Below are 404 nucleotides of genomic sequence, written 5' to 3'. Positions count from 1 at the left end.
TCTGACAACGTGACGATCCCAGCGGGCGTGACAGCGATTACTGTGACCGTTCCGACTGCAGACGACAATGTCTATGAAGGCGATGAAACCTTCGGTCTGGTGGTGACAGAATCGAACGGCGTGACGTCTAACGGCACGGCGACAGGCGAAGCGACCATCACAGACGACGGTACAGGTACAGGCCCAGGAACCCCAGACAACGATAAGCCAGCATTATCGGTGACTGACGCGGGTGACGTGAACGAAGGGACAGATGCGGTCTTCACCGTGTCACTGTCGAATGAAACCGAAGCGCCAGTGGTGGTGAATCTAGCGCCAACGACGGACGGTAACTACACAGCAGAAGCCAACGACCTTGGTGACATGGTGGTGACTTACGTCGATGGAAATAACCAGACACAAAC

The 404-nt window shown here is 55.4% G+C and carries 1 protein-coding gene; it reads left to right on the top strand.

Annotated features, from left to right (window positions below; genetic code table 11):
* On the top strand, positions 1–404 hold a 404-nt coding region (locus tag FTW16_RS24595), incomplete at both ends, for a Calx-beta domain-containing protein (RefSeq protein ID WP_186728103.1).

This window comes from Vibrio sp. T20, assembly GCF_007858795.1.
GTDB classification, from domain to species: domain Bacteria; phylum Pseudomonadota; class Gammaproteobacteria; order Enterobacterales; family Vibrionaceae; genus Vibrio; species Vibrio satsumensis.
The sequence above is the reverse complement of the archived record's forward strand: the minus strand, read 5'-3'. Positions and strand labels throughout refer to the sequence as shown.